This window comes from Methylobacterium sp. EM32, from assembly GCF_040593685.1.
GTDB lineage: Bacteria > Pseudomonadota > Alphaproteobacteria > Rhizobiales > Beijerinckiaceae > Methylobacterium.
The window spans coordinates 1-16,358 of sequence record NZ_JBEXZS010000167.1; the positions used below are offsets into that span (position 1 = coordinate 1).

The 16,358-nt window shown below is 71.3% G+C and carries 13 protein-coding genes and 1 tRNA gene; 7 read left to right on the forward strand and 7 right to left on the reverse strand.

The annotated features are described in order from the left end of the window. Nucleotides 1-295: 295 nt before the first annotated feature. On the reverse strand, nt 296-1,090 hold the full coding sequence (gene purC / locus ABZT49_RS21840; protein ID WP_063928401.1) for a phosphoribosylaminoimidazolesuccinocarboxamide synthase: 795 nt from the start codon (nt 1,088-1,090) through the stop codon (nt 296-298). A gap of 357 nt (nt 1,091-1,447) precedes the next feature. Between purC and ABZT49_RS21845 the strand changes: the two genes are divergently transcribed. Continuing rightward, nucleotides 1,448-2,230, forward strand: a complete 783-nt coding sequence (locus tag ABZT49_RS21845; RefSeq protein WP_093567075.1) for an HpcH/HpaI aldolase/citrate lyase family protein — start codon at nt 1,448-1,450, stop codon at nt 2,228-2,230. 87 nt (nt 2,231-2,317) lie between these two features. On the opposite strand, the gene ABZT49_RS21850 is transcribed toward ABZT49_RS21845, so the two are convergent. Next, nucleotides 2,318-2,998, reverse strand: a complete 681-nt coding sequence (locus ABZT49_RS21850) for an alpha/beta fold hydrolase (protein ID WP_355288916.1) — start codon at nt 2,996-2,998, stop codon at nt 2,318-2,320. A gap of 75 nt (nt 2,999-3,073) precedes the next feature. Continuing rightward, nucleotides 3,074-3,775, reverse strand: a complete 702-nt coding sequence (locus ABZT49_RS21855; RefSeq protein WP_355288918.1) for a DNA-3-methyladenine glycosylase 2 family protein — start codon at nt 3,773-3,775, stop codon at nt 3,074-3,076. 6 nt (nt 3,776-3,781) lie between these two features. Here ABZT49_RS21855 and gluQRS point away from each other — a divergent pair, with 6 nt between their 5' ends. After that, nucleotides 3,782-4,660, forward strand: a complete 879-nt coding sequence (gene gluQRS, locus ABZT49_RS21860; protein ID WP_355288919.1) for a tRNA glutamyl-Q(34) synthetase GluQRS — start codon at nt 3,782-3,784, stop codon at nt 4,658-4,660. 277 nt (nt 4,661-4,937) lie between these two features. Continuing rightward, nucleotides 4,938-5,606, forward strand: a complete 669-nt coding sequence (locus tag ABZT49_RS21865) for a DJ-1/PfpI family protein (protein ID WP_355288921.1) — start codon at nt 4,938-4,940, stop codon at nt 5,604-5,606. A gap of 413 nt (nt 5,607-6,019) precedes the next feature. On the opposite strand, the gene ABZT49_RS21870 is transcribed toward ABZT49_RS21865, so the two are convergent. Continuing rightward, the gene (locus ABZT49_RS21870) at nt 6,020-6,199 is read right to left on the reverse strand and encodes a hypothetical protein (RefSeq protein ID WP_139034744.1); all 180 of its coding nucleotides are present in this window, start codon (nt 6,197-6,199) and stop codon (nt 6,020-6,022) included. 139 nt (nt 6,200-6,338) lie between these two features. Between ABZT49_RS21870 and ABZT49_RS21875 the strand changes: the two genes are divergently transcribed. From ABZT49_RS21875 to ABZT49_RS21885, 3 genes are read left to right on the forward strand one after another with little or no spacing between them, the layout of a single operon-like run. Beyond that, the gene (locus tag ABZT49_RS21875; protein WP_355288923.1) at nt 6,339-6,998 is read left to right on the forward strand and encodes a TetR/AcrR family transcriptional regulator; all 660 of its coding nucleotides are present in this window, start codon (nt 6,339-6,341) and stop codon (nt 6,996-6,998) included. Then, nucleotides 6,995-8,215 (forward strand): efflux RND transporter periplasmic adaptor subunit, encoded by a 1,221-nt coding sequence (locus ABZT49_RS21880; RefSeq protein WP_355288925.1) that lies wholly within the window; start codon nt 6,995-6,997, stop codon nt 8,213-8,215. The genes ABZT49_RS21875 and ABZT49_RS21880 overlap by 4 nt, the downstream gene beginning before the upstream one ends. Before the next feature lie 41 nt (nt 8,216-8,256). Continuing rightward, nucleotides 8,257-11,355 (forward strand): efflux RND transporter permease subunit, encoded by a 3,099-nt coding sequence (locus ABZT49_RS21885; protein ID WP_355288926.1) that lies wholly within the window; start codon nt 8,257-8,259, stop codon nt 11,353-11,355. A gap of 208 nt (nt 11,356-11,563) precedes the next feature. Here ABZT49_RS21885 and trpE read toward each other — a convergent pair whose 3' ends face one another. Then, complete coding sequence (gene trpE / locus ABZT49_RS21890; protein ID WP_355288928.1) at nt 11,564-13,078, reverse strand: anthranilate synthase component I; 1,515 nt, start codon at nt 13,076-13,078, stop codon at nt 11,564-11,566. 4 nt (nt 13,079-13,082) lie between these two features. Further along, a complete protein-coding gene (locus tag ABZT49_RS21895; RefSeq protein ID WP_355288929.1) occupies nt 13,083-14,987 on the reverse strand; it encodes a SurA N-terminal domain-containing protein in 1,905 nt (634 codons plus the stop codon). A 165-nt stretch (nt 14,988-15,152) separates the two neighbouring features. On the opposite strand from ABZT49_RS21895, the gene tpiA reads away from it, so the two are divergent. Next, nucleotides 15,153-15,914: a triose-phosphate isomerase gene (tpiA, locus tag ABZT49_RS21900; RefSeq protein WP_355288931.1), complete on the forward strand. Its 762-nt coding sequence runs from the start codon at nt 15,153-15,155 to the stop codon at nt 15,912-15,914. Between the two features lie 207 nt (nt 15,915-16,121). Here the strand turns inward: tpiA and ABZT49_RS21905 are convergent. Then, nucleotides 16,122-16,197: transfer RNA gene (locus ABZT49_RS21905), tRNA-Val, on the reverse strand. Nucleotides 16,198-16,358 lie beyond the last annotated feature (161 nt).

Consider the following 16,358-nt stretch of genomic DNA (forward strand, 5'->3'; position numbering starts at 1 on the left):
GGCAGGGGGCGGGACTGCGTTGAGCGGGTCGTCGGCAGAAACCTCGACGATCGCGACACCCGCGATGTCATCCCGGGGCCGCGGAGCGGAACCCGGGATCCATAACCGCTGACGCCTGAGGATGAAGCGGTTTGTGTCCCGCTGGATCCTACATCGTCCGCGGTTGTGGATCCCGGGCTCTCGCCTCTGGCGAGCCCCGGTATGACGATCGAGTGTGTCAGAAACGCCGACGGGGCCGCCCCCTCCCGGAAGCGGCCCCGCCCTCAATCCCGATCCGGCCTTAAGCCGGACTGCCTCACTGCACGAGCCGCGGCCCGCCGGTCTGCACCTTCTCGTTCTCGCCCAGGATGCCGAGGCGGCGGGCCACCTCGGTATAGGCCTCGATCAGGCCGCCGAGATCCTTGCGGAAGCGGTCCTTGTCGAGCTTGTCCTGGCTCTTGATGTCCCAGAGGCGGCAGGAATCCGGAGAAATCTCGTCGGCGACGACGATGCGCATCATGTCGCCTTCCCAGAGCCGGCCGGTCTCCATCTTGAAGTCGACGAGGCGGATGCCGACGCCGAGGAAGAGACCCGACATGAAGTCGTTGACCCGGATAGCCAGCGCCATGATGTCGTCGATCTCCTGCGGCGTCGCCCAGCCGAAGGCGGTGATGTGCTCCTCCGACACCATCGGGTCGTTGAGCTGGTCGTTCTTGTAGTAGAACTCGATGATCGAGCGCGGGAGCTGGGTACCCTCTTCCAGGCCCAGCCGCGTCGCCAGCGAGCCCGCCGCCACGTTGCGCACCACCACCTCGAGCGGGATGATCTCGACCTCGCGGATCAGCTGCTCGCGCATGTTGAGCCGGCGGATGAAGTGCGTCGGCACGCCGATGTCGTTGAGGTGCTGGAACACGAACTCGGAGATCCGGTTGTTCAGCACGCCCTTGCCGTCGATCACCTCGTGCTTCTTGGCGTTGAAGGCGGTCGCGTCGTCCTTGAAATGCTGGATGAGCGTGCCGGGCTCGGGACCCTCGTAGAGGACCTTCGCCTTGCCCTCGTAGATGCGACGGCGGCGGTTCATAGGCGTGTACCGTGGTTTGAGGAAGTCCATGGGGCCGAGGCTCCTGACGACGTGTGGGACCCGCGGCGCGGCGACCTCTGACGACAAGAGGTCGGGCCGGGGGACGCGTCGATCCGGGGCGTCCCGGCAGCCGGGGGCAAATTACCCGAACCGCGAAGGCAGCACAACGCGTTAGCCGGTGCGCCGGGGAAAGCCCGGTCGCCGCTGCGATGGATTGCGGTCGTTGGTCGCGCCGATATGCGCATCCTGCGACCATGTTGCAAGCGTGACGGGAGGGGGCGGCATGTCGCGGGCGTGGGCGTTCGCGCCTCGACGGCGCACCCGGGCCTGACCTAAGCTCGCGCGACGAGCCGCGGCACCCACGCGGCCGATCCGGGAGGGACCCCAATGGCGGAACGAGGTGGAGCGGTGGCCGCGCTGGCGGCGCGATTCCGCGAGGGCAAGCCGCTGATCACGGCCTGGTGCGGAATCCCTGAGCCCGCGGTCGCGGGGCTGCTCGCCGCGGAAGGCTTCGACACCGTGACCCTCGACATGCAGCATGGGGCCCACGACTTCGACAGCATCAACCGCACCGTCGCCCTGGTGGCGGCCCGCGGCAAGCCGACCCTGGCGCGGGTGCCGGTCGGCGGCTTCGCCACCGTCTCGCGGCTCCTCGATGCCGGCATTTCCGGGATCATCGCCCCGATGGTCAACACCGTCGAGGATGCGAGGCGCTTCGCCGCGATGGCCAAGTACCCGCCGCTCGGCGAGCGCAGCTGGGGGCCGAATCCGGCGCTGATGCTGTCGGGCCTCGCACCGGACGTCTACCTCAGGGAAGCCAACGGCTTCTGCCAGACGCTGGCGATGATCGAGACCCGGGAGGCGCTCGCCGCCCTCGACGACATCCTGGCGGTGGACGGTATCGACGGCATCTTCATCGGCCCCTCCGACCTCTCGATCGCCTTGTCGAACGGCGCCGGCCTCGACCCCGACGGCGCGGCGGTGCGCGACGCGCTCAAGCACGCCATGGCCCGCACCCGGGCGGCGGGCAAGCGGATCGGCATCTACTCCCTGTCCGGCCCGCGCACCCGCGAGCTGATCGCCGAGGGCTTCGACCTGATCGCGCTCTCGGGCGACGGCGCCCTCCTGCGGGCGGGCGCCGCGGCTGCCTTGCGGGAAGCGCGGGGCTAAGCAGAGTTGCACGGAGCAACTCTCCTTAGCTCCTTGTTTTTGCATCATTTTCGCCGCCGAACCGGTGACCACTTCGGCGAATGATGCTTAGCCTCGCCGCGCCGCCCGCTTGAAGCCGGCGGCGAGGAACTGCCCGCCATGGTGCAGGGCGCCGTCGTCGATGCCGTGGCCGATCCCGGCGGAGAGGTGCCACTCCGCCGGGACGTCCGCGGCCGCCAGCGCCTCGGCCGAGAGGAACAGCGCGTCGACCGGGATGACCTCGTCCTGGTCGCCATGGGCGAGAAGAATGGGGGGTGCCGCGCGTACCTGCGGTTTCAGCTCGTCGGGCCCGGTGCCCTCCTCCATCACCAGCATGCCCGACAGGCCGACGACCGCCGCCACCGGAGCCGGGCGCCGCAAGGCGACGTGCAGGGCCATCATGCAGCCCTGGCTGAAGCCGACCAGCGCGAGCTGGTGGGGGCCGAGGCCGTGCGCCTCCAGTTCCGAATCCAGGAAGGCGTCGAGCGTCGGGCCGGCCCGGTTCACCCCGCGCCAGCGCTCGTGCGGATCGCGGAAGGTGAGGGAGAACCATTGCCGGCCGAAGCCCTGGATGCAGGGCTCAGGGGCGTGCGGCGCCACGAAGGCGGCGTCGGGCAGGAGCGGCTGCCATTCCTGGGCGAGGTCGATCAGGTCGTTGCCGTCGGCGCCGAAGCCGTGCAGCAGGACGACGAGCTGGCGCGGTTTCGCGCCCGAGCGGGGCATCAGGCGCGGGCCGGTGAGGATCGGCATCGGGTCGGGTTCCGTTCGGGTCGGGAAGGAAGAGGCGCGCGGCCTCGGGCGGAAGCGAGGCGCCGTCGCGCGGATCTACGGGGAAAGAGGCGCGCCGTCGCGCGCCTTAGCCACCCGGTAATAGGCCCACAGCACCTTGGCGGCGACCCCGCGCCACGGCCGCCAGGCCTCGGCCCGCGCCGTCAGGGCGGCGGCGCTCGGCCGCGTCTCATGCCCGTCGGCGAGGCGTGCCGCCTCCTGCAGGGCGAGGTCGCCGGCCGGGAAGGCGTCGGGGTGGCCGAGGCAGAACAGCAGGTAGACGTCGGCGGTCCAGGGCCCGATCCCATGCACGGAGACCATCAGCCGGTGGGCTTCGTCGGCCGGACGCGCGTGCAGGGAGTCGAGGGGCAGGTCGCCCGCGACGATCGCGCTCGCCGCCGCCCGCAGGGTGCGGATCTTCGGCGCCGACAGGCCGGCCCCGCGCAAGAGGTCGTCGGGCGCGGCCGCCAGGGCCTCGGCGGTGAGGTCCGGCAGGACGGCGGTCAGCCGGCCCCAGATCGCCGCGGCGCTTGCGGTCGAGATCTGCTGCGACACCACGATGCCGGCCAGCCCCTCGAAGCCCGGCGGGCGCTTGCGCAAGGTGGGCACCGCGCCCTCTGCCACCAGCCGTGCCATCACCGGATCGAGGCGCGCCAGGGCCGCCACGCCCTCCTGCAACGCCGCTTCGACGTCGAGCAGAGGCCCGGTGACGCCGGGGCCCGGCGGGCTTATGGGGTGAGAGGTCTCTCGCGTCCGCATCCCGCCGTGCCGTCTCCCCGCCTGCGCTTCGCCCCGAGCCCGAACGGGCGCCTGCATCTCGGCCACGCCTATTCGGCTCTCCTCAACGCGGAGATCGCGCGGGCGCTGCACGGCACCGTGCTGCTGCGCATCGAGGACATCGACCCGGTCCGCTGCCGGCCGGGGCTGGCCGAGGCGCTGGTCGCCGACCTCGCCTGGCTCGGCCTCGTTTATCCGGAGCCGATCTGGCGCCAGTCGGCCCGGATGTCCACCTACCGCGCCGCCCTCGATTCGTTGCAGGCGCGAGGCCTGATCTATCCCTGCTCTTGCACTCGCCGGGAGATCCAGGACGCGGCCAACAGCGCCCGCGACCCGGACGGCGCGCCGCTCTATCCCGGCACCTGCCGCGGCAGGCCGGTGCCGGACGCTCCCCATGCCTGGCGCCTCGACATGGCCCGCGCGCTCGCGCTCTGCCCCGGCCCCTTCGCCTACACCGCCTTCGCACCGGGCGCGCCCGACGCGATCCGAACCGCCGACCCGGCCCGCTGGGGCGACGCGGCGCTCGGCCGCAAGGACGTGCCGACGAGCTACCACCTGGCGGTCGTCCTCGACGATGCCGCGCAAGGGATCACCCACGTGGTCCGCGGCCAGGACCTCGAAGCTGCCACCGACCTGCACGTCCTGCTCCAGCGCCTGCTCGGCCTGCCGACCCCGCGCTACCACCATCACGGGCTGATCCGGGACGAGGCGGGGGACAAGCTGTCGAAGAGCCTGCGCTCGGAGGCCCTGGCGGCGTTGCGGGAGCGGGGGGTGAGCGCGGCGGAGGTGCAGGCGCGGCTGGGATTCGGCGAGGGGCCGTTTCAGAACGGAGCGCGGGATCCCCTTTCCCGTGTGGGAGAGGGGTAGGGGTGAGGGTGACACGCCGCCGCGTGAAGCACCCAGCGTCACGCTGCCAGCACCACGCTCGCAGATCTAACACGGAAGCGTGTCACCCTCACCCCCGGCCCCTCTCCCAAACGGGAGAGGGGAGACCTGCGCTCTGTCTTTTACCGATAGGCCCAATCGCACGGGCGAAGGACAATTTTCTGCTGCGGCGAGGAAATCCTGTCCGCTGCCATCCTTTGGAGCCCTTGCACCCCACCCCTCCCCATACGATCCTGCCGCGCAAACGGGAGGCCCGCCCTTGTCGCTCAGCTTTGGAATCCTCGTCTTCCCGCAGGTCCAGCAGCTCGACCTCACCGGTCCCTACGAGGTCTTCGCCTCGGTGCCGGACAGCGCCGTCCACCTGATCTGGAAGGACGGCGAACCGGTGCGCTCGGCGACCGGGCTGCCCTTCGTGCCGACCGCGACCTTCGAGACCTGCCCGCCCCTCGACGTGCTGTGCATCCCCGGCGGCGCCGGGGTGAACCCGCTTCTGGAGGACGAAGCGGTGCTGGACTTCGTGCGGACCCGCGCAAAGGAGGTGTGCTACCTCACCTCGGTCTGCACAGGAGCGCTCGTGCTCGGCGCGGCCGGGCTGCTCGAAGGCCGGCGGGCCACCACCCACTGGTACGCGCACGACTTCCTCGCCCGCTTCGGCGCCGAACCGGTGCAGGACCGCGTGGTGCGCGATCGTAACCTGATCACCGCTGGCGGCGTGACCTCGGGCATCGATTTTGGGCTGGCGGTGGTGGCCGAACTCCTCGGCCGCGAGGAGGCTGAGACGGTCCAGCTCGCCCTCGAATACGCGCCGGCCCCGCCCTTCGGCGCCGGCACCCCGGCCGAGGCCCCGCCGGAGGTGCTGGAGCGCGCGAAGAAGCGGCTGTGCGGGTCGCGGGCGGCCCGGGAGGCGATCATCGGGCGGATCACCTGAGAGGCTGATCGATCGACATCTCTCCATGTCATTCCGGGGCTCGCCGAAGGCGAGAACCCGGAATCCATAACCGCTGACGTTCGAGAAAGGGATGGATCGCGTTCCGCTTCAGCCTGAGTCGCTGGCAGTATGGATCCCGGGTTCCGCTTTCGCGGCCCCGGGATGACGCGGCGAGTTTGAATGCGGTCGGATCACCAGAATCTTCGCCGCTATCCCGGATCATGCCAACGACGGACGTCGTGATTGATGCCCCCGTGCGTCATCACCGCCGGACGGGCCGCAGAATCGCCCGAAACACCGGCGAGACACCTCGCAACCTTTCCTTAACCATTCCACCCGACCCTGGTCGCGCATGAAAAAGCCGGGGCGCGAACCCCGGCTCTGCATCGGCGACGAATTCGATGCGTCCCGGCTCAGCCGAGATTCAGGCGGTCCACCTGGGTGCCCGCGCCGCGCAACGATTCCGGGATCGCCGAGAAGTCCGAATAGCCCGCCTCGCGTGCCATCGCGTCGAGGGCCTGCTGCTCGTTCTCGGCACCCCCGGTCCAGAGAATGGCGCCGGTCGCGGCCTGCCTGACCTGGAAGATGGCCATGAAAACTGTCCTCCCGCTGAAGGCTGATATCCGGGCATTCAACGCGTGCCGGTCGGTGGAGGTTGCACGGGATCGAACGTTGCGGGAACGGACCCTTTGGGTGTAGAGAATGAACGTTCATTCTCAAGGCCTCCTCCGCGTGCCGTCCCAACCGACTCCTGCGAACCCCGCCCGCCTCGACTCCGCCGAGGAGCGCCGCACCCGCATCCTCGATGCGGCCGAGGCCTGCTTCGTCCGTCACGGCTTCCACCGCGCCACGATGCACGACGTGGCGGCGGAGGCCGGGATGAGCCCGGGCAACCTCTACCGCTACTTCCCGTCGAAGGACGCGATCGTGGCCGGCCTCGCCGAGCGCGACCGCGCGGCGGTGGCCGAGGACTTTTCCGGCATCGAGACCGCGCCGGACCTGATGCAGGCCTTCGCCGCCCTGGCGCAGCGCCACCTCGCCGAGGCGCCGGCCGAGAAGGCCGTCCTGTGCCTGGAGATGTGGGCCGAGGCGACCCGCAACCCCGCCATGGCGGCGATCTGCCGGGATTTCGAGCGCGAGATCGCGGCGCGCCTCTCGGGCCTCTACCGCCGGCAGCAGGCCCGCGCCGGGCAGACCGTTCCCGGCGCCGATCCGGAGGCCCTCGCCCGCCTCGTCATGGTGATGGCCGACGGCCTCATGGTCCGCCGCGCCCTCTCGCCCGATTTCGCACCCGGCCCCGTCATCGACGCCATGCTGACCCTGATCGGGGCGGCGCTCGACGGCCGCTTCGACCCGACCGGCAAAACCGCCAATCCGGAACCCGCCCGATGACCCGCTCCCGTCGCCGCGCCGGCGTTCCGGCCGCCCTCGCCGCCATGCTGGCCGCCGCGCCCGCCCTCGCCGCCGAGACCCTGCCCGCGGCCGGCCCGGTCGTCACGGCGGCGCCCGCGCCCGCCGTCACGGTGGCGGTGGCCGCCGAGCGCGAGATCGTCGAGCGCGCCGTCGTCACCGGCACCCTGGTGCCGCGGGACGAGATCCTGGTCTCGCCGGAGATCGAGGGCTGCCGCATCACCGAATTGCTGGTGGAGGAGGGCGACCGGGTCGCCAAGGGGGCGGTGCTGGCGCGGCTCTCGCGCGAGATGCTCGACACCCAGCTCGCTCAGAACGCCGCCGCCATCGCCCGGGCCGAGGGCGCGGTGGCGCAGGCGCGCAGCACCATCGTGCAGGCCGAGGCCGCGCAGACCGAGGCGGCGCTCTCGTTCGAGCGCGCCCAGTCGCTGATGAAGTCCGGCAACGGCACCGCGGCAGTGCTGGAGCAGCGCGAATCCGCCGCAAAGGCCGCCGAGGGCAAGCTGTCGGCCGCCCGCAACGGGCTCGCCATCGCGCAGGCCGACCTTGCCCAGGCCCGCGCCCAGCGCTCGGAACTCGACCTGAAGCTCGCCCGCACCGAGATCCGCGCGCCGGAGGGCGGCATCGTCAGCCGCCGCACCGCCCGGGTCGGCGCCACGGCGAGCGCCTCCGCCGAGCCGCTCTTCCGGCTGATCGCCCGCGGCGAGATCGAGCTCGAGGGCGAGGTGCCGGAAACCGGGCTGGCGCGCCTGCGCGCCGGTGCTCCCGCGAGCCTTGACCTCGACACCCCGGAGGGGCCGGTCGCCATCTCCGGCAAGGTGCGCGTCGTCTACCCGGAGATCGACCGCGCGACGCGGCTCGGCAAGGTCCGGGTCAAGCTCGAGGCCGATCCGCGGCTGCGCATCGGCGCCTTCGCCCGCGGCGCCGTCGAGGCGGCGCGGCGCACCGGCGTCGCGGTGCCGATCGCCTCGGTGGTCTACGGGGCCTCGGGCCCGACCGTGCTGGTGGTCTCCGGCGAGCGGGTCGAGGCCCGGTCGATCCGCACCGGCCTCTCGGCCGGCGGCTTCATCGAGGCCCGCGACGGGGTCAAGGCCGGCGAGGCGGTCGTCGCCCGGGCCGGCAGCTTCCTGCGCGACGGCGACCGGGTCCGCCCGATCTACCCCGCCCTGCCGGCGACCGCCGAGGCCGGGCGTCCCTGACGCTGCCCGACGCCCGTTCTTCTCCTGACTGAGCACACCTGATGCGCCTGAACGTCTCCGCCTGGGCGATCCGCAAGCCGATCCCCTCGATCGTGCTCTTCCTGGTGCTCGGGCTGCTCGGCCTCGTGAGCTTCCGCAGCCTGCCGATCACCCGCTTCCCCAACATCGACGTGCCGATCGTCTCGGTGACGGTGACCCAGGCCGGCGCCGCGCCGAGCGAGCTCCAGACCCAGGTCACCAAATGGGTCGAGGACGCGGTGGCGGGGGTGAAGGGCGTCAAGCACATCACCTCGGCGATCACCGAGGGCACCTCCGCCACGACGATCGAGTTCCGCCTCGAGGTCAACACCGACCGCGCCGTCAACGACGTCAAGGACGCGATCGCCAAGATCCGGATGAACCTGCCCCGGACGATCGACGAGCCGATCATCACCCGGGTCGAGATCGCCGGCCTGCCGATCATGGTCTACGGGGCGTCCGCCCCCGCGATGACGCCCGAGGACTTGTCCTGGTTCGTCGACGACGTGGTGGCGCGCCAGATCCAGGGCCTGCGCGGCGTCGGCGGCGTCGAGCGCCTCGGCGGCGTCGCCCGCGAGGTGCGGGTGACCCTGAAGCCCGACCGGCTGCTGGCGCTCGGCATCACCGCGGCGGATGTGAACCGGCAATTGCGCCTGACCTCCGCCGACATGGCCGGGGGCCGCGCCGAGGTCGGCGGCCAGGAGCAGTCGATCCGGACGCTGGCCGCCTCCTCGACCCTGGAGACGCTGGCGGCGACCTCGATCGTGCTGCCGGGCGGCCGCAAGGTGCGCCTCGACGACCTCGCCACCCTGACCGACGGCGCCGAGGAGCCGCGCACCTTCGCCCGCCTCAACGGCGAGCCGGTCGTCGCCTTCGCGATCTCGCGGGCGAGCGGCGCCAGCGACGCCTCGGTCGGCGAGGTGGTGGCGAAGAAGATCGACGAGTTCGCCAAGGAATATCCGGGCGTCCGCTTCGACCGGATCGATTCCTCGGTCACCAACACCATCGGCAACTACGAATCCGCCATGCACAGCCTGATGGAGGGTGCGGCGCTCGCGGTGCTGGTGGTGTTCCTGTTCCTGCGTGACTGGCGCGCGACGCTGATCGCCGCCGTCGCCCTGCCGCTCTCGGTCTTCCCGACCTTCTGGGCGATGAGCGCGATGGGCTTCTCGCTCAACGCGGTGAGCCTGCTCGCGATCACGCTGGTCACCGGCATCCTGGTCGACGACGCGATCGTCGAGATCGAGAACATCGTCCGCCATGTCCGGCTCGGCAAGTCGGCCTATCGCGCGGCGATCGAGGGCGCCGACGAGATCGGCCTGGCCGTCATCGCCATCACCGCGACCCTGATCGCGATCTTCGCGCCCGTGTCGTTCATGGGCGGCATCGCCGGGCAGTACTTCAAGCAGTTCGGCCTCACCATCGCGGCGGCGGTGTTCATGTCGCTGCTCGTCGCCCGTCTCATCACCCCGATGATGGCGGCCTACTTCCTGCGCGACCACGGCCACCACGAGGAGCGCGAGGGTCCGGTGATGCGGACCTACAACCGGGTCGTGCTGTGGTCGGTGCGGCACAAATACGTGACCCTGGTGGTCGGCCTGGCTCTCTTCGCGGCGTCCATCATGTCGACCAGCCTTCTGCCCGCCGGCTTCCTGCCGAAGGAGGACGCGGCCCGCACCCTGATGGTGGTCGAGCTGCCGCCGGGCGCGCGCCTGGAGGATACGATCGCGGTCACCGACCGGGTCGCGCAGCGCATCCGCACCCTGCCGGAGGTGAAATCCGTCTTCGTCGACGGCGGCCGCCAGCTGCCGGGCAAGAAGGAGGTGCGGCTCGCCACCCTCACCATCAACCTGACGCCGAAGAACGCCCGGGTGCGCAAGCAGGCCGACGTCGAAGCGGCGATCATGGACCTGATGCGCGACGAGGCGGACGTGCGCTACTGGTCCCTGCGCGAGGGCGGCCAGCGCGACTTCACCCTCATCGTCGCCGGCGGCGACACCGCTACGGTGACGGAGGTGGCGGAGAAGATGCAGCGCGAGGTCGCCGCCCTGCCGAACCTCGTCAACGTGATGTCGACCGCGCCGCTGGACCGGACCGAGGTGCGCATCCGCCCCAAGCCCGGCGTCGCCGCCGATCTTGGCGTCTCGACCGACACCATCGCCGAGACGGTGCGGGTCGGGACGATCGGCGACATCGGCCAGAACCTCGCCAAGTTCAACGCCACCGACCGGCAGATCCCGATCCGGGTCCAGCTGCCGATGGCCCTGCGCGGCGACCTCTCGGCTCTGGAGAGCCTGAAGGTGCCGGCGAAGAACGGCGCTTCGGTGCCGCTCTCGGCGGTCGCTGATATCAGCCTCGGCCGCGGGCCGACCGCGATCGACCGTTACGACCGCGCGGTGCGCGTGGCGCTCGAGGCCAACATGCAGGGCTCCGACGCGCTCGGCGAGCAGATCAAGCTCGCGATGAGCACCCCCACCGCCAGCAACCTGCCGCCCGGCGTGAGCTTGCGCCAGACCGGCGACGCCGAGGTGATGGGCGAGGTGTTCGAGGGCTTCGCGATGGCGATGGGCGCCGGCCTGATGATGGTGCTGGGCGTGCTGATCCTGCTCTTCGCCTCGTTCTTCCAGCCCCTGACCATCCTGTTCTCGCTGCCGCTGTCGATCGGCGGGGCGATCCTCGGCCTCCTGCTCTTCAACCGGCCGATCTCGATGCCGGTGGTGATCGGCATCCTGATGCTGATGGGCGTGGTGACCAAGAACGCGATCATGCTGGTGGATTTCGCCGTCGAGGAGATGGCCCGCGGCGTCGACCGCGTCACCGCCATCACCCAGGCCGGCGCCAAGCGCGCGCGGCCGATCGTGATGACGACGATCGCCATGGCGGCCGGCATGGTGCCGAGCGCGATGGCCTTCGGAATCGGCGGCGAGTTCCGTTCGCCGATGGCGATCGCGGTGATCTCGGGGCTGATCGTCTCGACCCTGCTGTCGCTGCTCTTCGTGCCGGCGATCTTCCTCCTGATGGACGACCTGTCGCGGCTGATGGGGCGGCTGTTCGGGCGGTTCGTGGGGGCGGTGGACGAGCCGCCGGGGCACGAGGCGCATCGGCCGGCGGCGGCGGAGTAGGGGAGGCGGGGCTTTCCCAGCGACGGGACTGACACCCTCGATGTCATCCCGGGGCCGCGCAGCGGAGCCCGGGATCCAGAACCGCTAACGGTGCAGGATGAGGCGGAACGCTGCCAGTCTTTTCAAGCTACTTCAGCGGTTATGGATCCCGGGTTCTCAGCTTTGCCGAGCCCCGGGATGACGCGGAGGGTTGCAGAGGGTGGGCCCGCTACTGCCCCCGCCGCGCCTGCGCCGCGAACCGCACCGCCTCCTCTGCGGCCCGGAACAGCGCCTTCGCCTTGTTCACGCATTCCTGCTGCTCGGAGGCCGGATCCGAATCGTGCACGATGCCCGCACCCGCTTGGACGTGCATGCGGCCGTCCTTGACGATGGCGGTGCGGAGCACGATGCAGGTATCCATCTGGCCGTCGGCCCCGAAATAGCCGATGCAGCCGCCGTAGGGCCCGCGCTTCTCGCGCTCCAATTCGTCGATGATCTGCATCGCCCGCACCTTCGGGGCGCCCGAGACCGTGCCGGCGGGGAAGCCTGCCGCGAGCGCCGAGAGGGCGTCGTACCGGGGATCGAGGCGGCCCTCGACGTTCGACACGATGTGCATGACCTGGCTGTAGAATTCGAGGAAGAACGAATCCGTCACCCGCACGCTGCCGATCTCGGACACGCGCCCGACGTCGTTGCGGCCGAGATCGAGCAGCATCAGGTGCTCGGAGCGCTCCTTCGGGTCGGCGAGCAGCTCATCAGCGAGCGCCCGATCCTCCTCCGGCGTCGCGCCGCGGCGGCGGGTGCCGGCGATCGGGCGGATGGTGACCGCGCCGTCGCGCACCCGGACCAGGATCTCGGGCGAGGAGCAGACGATCTGAAAGTCGCCGAAATCGAGGTAGCACAGGAACGGCGCCGGGTTGACCCGGCGCAGCGAGCGGTAGAGCGCCAGCGGCGGCAGCGTGAACGGCGCCTCGAAGCGCTGCGACAGCACCACCTGGAAGATGTCGCCGGCGGCGATGTATTCCTTGGCCCGGGCGACCATGCTCAAGAAGTCGTCGGGCGCGACGTTCGAGACCGCTTCCGGGACCGGGATCTCGGTCGGGTTCTGGCGCGCCTCGACCGGCAGCGGTCCCTCCAGCGCGTCGGCGGCGCGCTCCAGCCGTCCTAAGGCCGCCTCGTAGGCGGCCCTGGCCGAGAGGCCGGGGGCAGGGCGGATCGGCGCCACCAGGGCGATCTCGTCGCGCACCGCGTCGAAGATCACCATCACGGTCGGGCGGACCAGGATCGCGTCCGGCACCCCGATCGGGTCGGGATGGGGCGCGTCGAGCCGCTCCATCTCGCGGACCATGTCGTAGCCGAGATAGCCGAACAGGCCGGCCGCCATCGGGGGCAGGCCGGGTTCGGCGGGAATCGCGCTCTCGGCGATCAGCGCCCGCAGGCTGTCGAGGGGCGCGGCCTCCTCGAGCGCGAAGGCGGCGAGGTCGGGGGCGTTCGCGCGCTCGGCCCGGCCCCTGGCGCAGCGCCAGATCAGGTCGGGATCGAGCCCGATCATCGAGTAGCGGCCGCGCACGGCGCCGCCCTCGACCGATTCGAGCAGGAAGGCGGCGCCCTCGCGCCCCGCCTTCAGCTTCAGGAAGGCGGCGACCGGCGTCTCGAGATCGGCCACCAGGGTGGCGCGCAGGAGAACCGGACGGCCCGACTCGTAGGCCGCGGCCGCGGCCTCCTGGGACGGCGAGACCAGCACGGGATCAGTACTCGCCGCCGATGGCGCGGCGGAAGGCGCCCTCGTTGACCGAGACGCCGGCCTGCTTCTGCACGTCGGCGATGTACTGGGCGAGCACGTCGTCGGCGAGGGCCGTACGGTACTGCTGCTCCACCGCGACCGCGCCGGCGGCGGTGGGCACGAAGGCCGGCACCGTGGCGCCCGTCACGCGGAAGACCACCCGGGCGGTCGCGTCGCCCGAGGCCGTGCCGGCCTTGCCCACCGGCGTCGCGAACAGGCGGGCGACGCCCTCGGTCGAGAGGCCGTCGCGGCCGCGGCCGCGGGCGATGTCGGTCGCGGTCTTCGCCTCCTGGCCGAGGGACTTCGCCACCTCCTCGATCGCCTCGCCCTTGTCGAGCCGCTCAGTCGCCTCGCGGGCCTTGGCGGCGAGCCGGCGCGCGACCTCGTCGGCCTTCCACTGCGCCACCACGGCGTCGCGGACCTCGGCCAGCGGCTTGTCGTGGGCCGGGTCGATCTTGGTCACGTCGTACCAGACGTAGCCGCCGGAGCGGGTGCGCAGGGCCTCGTTGTCGGCGCCCATGTCGCTGCGGAAGATCGCCGCCAGCGTCGCGTCCTTGTCGGGGATCGCGTCGACCGCCTTGCCCTGCGGATCGCGTCCCTGTGCGTCGACGGCCGGCACGGTGACGAGGGCGAGGCCCTGCTCGCGGGCGATGTCGGCCAGGGGCTTCGCGCCGGCACGCTGGTCCTCGATCGCGTCGTGGACTTTCTCCAGCCCGTCCCGGGCCTTGTCGAGGGCGACCTCCTGGCGGACCTCCCCGGCCACCTCCTCGAAGGGCTTGCGGGCGCCGGGCTGCACGTTGGTCACCCGCAGCAGCACCGTGCCGAAGCGGCCCTTGACCGGCTCGCTCACCGCGTGCGGCTCGGCCGCGAAGGCGGCATCGGCGACCGCCGGGTCGAACAGCTCGGACTTGGCGAAGGTGCCGAGGTCGAGCGCCTTGGCGTCGAGGCCGCGCTCGGTCGCGACTTGGTCGAAGGTGACCTCGCCGCTGCGGATGCGGGCGAGCGCGGCCGCCGCGTCGGCGTCGTTCGGGAACACGATCTGCTGGATCGAGCGCTTCTCGGGCGTGCCGAAGCGGCTCTTCTCGGATTCGTAGCGGGCGCGGGCCTCGGCCTCCGGCACGGCGTCGGGCTTGGCCAGCGTCGCCGGATCGAGGACGAGCAGGTTGACGCTGCGGGTCTCGGGCGCCCGGAACGCGCTCTTGCGCTCGGTGTAGAAGGTGTTCACCTCCTCGTCGGTCGGGGCCGGGATCTCGCCCGCGGCCGCATCCGGCAGGGTGAAGTAGGCCGCCACGCGGCGCTCGGCGGTGTAGCGGTGGATCGCCTCGCGGGCGGCGAGCGGCACCGGCAATTCGGCGGTGATCGCGTCGGCGAGCTGGAGGCGGGCCGCCACGGCGCGCTGCTCCTGCACGAAGCCCTGCTCGGTCAGGCCGGCCTGGCGCAAAGTATCGCGAAACGTGTTCACGTCGAAGGCGCCGTTCACGCCCTTGAAGGCCGGCTCCTCCTGGATCAGCCGCACCACCGCGGCGTCGGGAATGCGCAGGCCCAGATCCTTCGTCTTCTGGTCGAGGGAGGCCTCGGTGATGAGCTGTGCCAGCACCTGCCGGTCGAGGCCGAGCGCCCGGGCCTGGTCCGGCGTGATCGGCCGGCGGCTCTGGCGCGACAGGCGCTGGAGCTGGTTCTGGTAGGCGGTGCGCAGGGCCTCGGCCGGGATCTGCGTGCTGCCGACCGTGGCGACCGCGTTGCTGCCGCCGCCTCGGAAAATGTCGCCGATGCCGAAGATGGCGAGGCCCGCGATCAGGAGGCCGAACACCACCGTCACCACGATCTTGCCGAGCCAGCTCTGGCTGGCGGCGCGGAACCCCTGGAGCATCGCGATCCTCGAAAACCTGGGGGCGCCGCCCGCGCGGGGACGCCCTGAATCCGGCCGCGATACCGCATATGCGCCGCTAGGCAAAGAGCGGCGCCTGCTGCCGGTTTGCCGCCCGGCGGCGGACCTGTTACCCGGCAACGCTTGATGACGATCCGGGGAGACGTGATGACGACCGAACGGCCGCGCCCGCTGGTGGCGGGAAACTGGAAGATGAACGGCCTCCAGGCCTCACTGAAGGTGGCCGAGGCCGTCCGCGACGGCCTCGATGCGGGGTTGGCGCAGCGGATCGACGTGCTGGTCTGCCCGCCGGCGACCCTGGTCGGCGCGACCGCCGCGACCCTCAAGGGATCGCCCGTCGCGGTCGGCGGCCAGGACGTGCACGCCGAAGCGAGCGGCGCCTATACGGGCAACGTCTCGGCCGAGATGCTGGCGGATCTGGGCGCGACCTACACCATCGTCGGCCATTCCGAGCGCCGGGCCTACCACCACGAGAGCGACGCCGACATCCGTGCCAAGGCGCTCGCCGCCCGCCGCGCCGGGCTCGTCGCGATCATCTGCGTCGGCGAGACTCGCGAGGAGCGCGAGGCCGGGCGGACGCTCGAGATTGTCCGCGGCCAGCTCGCCGGCTCGCTCCCCGACGGCGCCACGGCCGCCGACACGGTGATCGCCTACGAGCCGGTCTGGGCGATCGGCACCGGGCTCACCCCGACGGTGGACGACGTCGCCGAGGTGCACGCGCTGATCCGCAAGGAGCTGGAGAGCCGGCTCGGCACGGAGGGCGCGAAGGTGCGGATCCTGTACGGCGGCTCGGTGAAGCCCTCGAACGCGGCCGAATTGATGGGCGTTGCCCATGTCGACGGCGCGCTCGTGGGTGGGGCGAGCCTGAAGGCGGAGGATTTTCTGGGGATCGCGGCGGCGTATCGCTGAGGTTAGTCGGAACGCCTGTTCGACCATCGATATTCGCCGGAGCGGCGGGACCGTGGTGCTTGCGCGCTGCGGTCTCGCGTTCAGCGAGATGCTTCTGCCGACGTCCGCGGGAGCGGAAGACACCAGCAATTCGCAGGTTGGACGGAGCTATGGCGAGCGGATCAGCGGCACACGCAGCGCAGAACGGCACCGAATCGGTGCAGGTGCTGGTGGGCGGTGACGGGCTCGAACCGCCGACCCTCTCGGTGTAAACGAGATGCTCTACCAACTGAGCTAACCGCCCGGGTGCCGGCATCGTTAAGGCGCCTCGCCCGCGAGTGCAAGGCTTCGCGTGCAAGGCCGCCGTCCGCGCGTGCCGGTCGCCGCCGGGTCTCCTGGACCCCGGCCTCCACCCCCCCCCCCCCCCCCCCCCCCCAGTGTTATAGCGGGGGGGGGTGGCGGGGG

Excerpts from the sequence above, each read along its gene's own strand:
- purC (WP_063928401.1), bottom strand. The coding sequence starts at position 1,090 with ATGGACTTCCTCAAACCACGGTACACGCCTATGAACCGCCGCCGTCGC.
- ABZT49_RS21845 (WP_093567075.1), top strand. The coding sequence starts at position 1,448 with ATGGCGGAACGAGGTGGAGCGGTGGCCGCGCTGGCGGCGCGATTCCGC.
- ABZT49_RS21850 (WP_355288916.1), bottom strand. The coding sequence starts at position 2,998 with ATGCCGATCCTCACCGGCCCGCGCCTGATGCCCCGCTCGGGCGCGAAA.
- ABZT49_RS21855 (WP_355288918.1), bottom strand. The coding sequence starts at position 3,775 with ATGCGGACGCGAGAGACCTCTCACCCCATAAGCCCGCCGGGCCCCGGC.
- ABZT49_RS21870 (WP_139034744.1), bottom strand. The coding sequence starts at position 6,199 with ATGGCCATCTTCCAGGTCAGGCAGGCCGCGACCGGCGCCATTCTCTGG.
- ABZT49_RS21880 (WP_355288925.1), top strand. The coding sequence starts at position 6,995 with ATGACCCGCTCCCGTCGCCGCGCCGGCGTTCCGGCCGCCCTCGCCGCC.
- ABZT49_RS21885 (WP_355288926.1), top strand. The coding sequence starts at position 8,257 with ATGCGCCTGAACGTCTCCGCCTGGGCGATCCGCAAGCCGATCCCCTCG.
- ABZT49_RS21895 (WP_355288929.1), bottom strand. The coding sequence starts at position 14,987 with ATGCTCCAGGGGTTCCGCGCCGCCAGCCAGAGCTGGCTCGGCAAGATC.
- tpiA (WP_355288931.1), top strand. The coding sequence starts at position 15,153 with ATGACGACCGAACGGCCGCGCCCGCTGGTGGCGGGAAACTGGAAGATG.